Origin of the sequence: Exiguobacterium sp. s50 (assembly GCF_018618175.1) — a bacterium.
Lineage (GTDB): Bacteria > Bacillota > Bacilli > Exiguobacteriales > Exiguobacteriaceae > Exiguobacterium > Exiguobacterium chiriqhucha.
In genome coordinates this window covers 1-277 of record NZ_JACSLP010000033.1, presented here as the reverse complement: position 1 = coordinate 277, position 277 = coordinate 1, and the positions used below count along the sequence as shown (strand labels likewise).

1 pseudogene is annotated in these 277 nt (G+C 53.4%); it reads left to right on the top strand.

The window, feature by feature from the left end:
- Window positions 1–67: 67 nt before the first annotated feature.
- Window positions 68–277, top strand: a pseudogene (locus KNP68_RS15140) (IS21 family transposase); the annotation flags it as partial.

The following is a 277-nucleotide window of genomic DNA, read 5'->3' as shown; positions in this document are numbered from 1 at the left end:
TGAGCTCTCAAAGCGTTACCCGAGATACCGACGTGACCAGTTCAACATCATCAGGGACGTCGCGACCATGTATCCCAATCACTTAACGAACGCACTGGAAAAGTGTTCGCAAGAGAGTCTGTTCAGCGCCAACGATTTCCGAGACGTGGTCCACTATCTTGCGATCCTCGCGGACGATGGGTGTGATCCAAAACCCGATACCGAACGTCCGAAGAAATCCGGGATACAGGTCGCAACGAGGTCACTCCAAGCCTACACCGACATCCTGAAAGGGGTG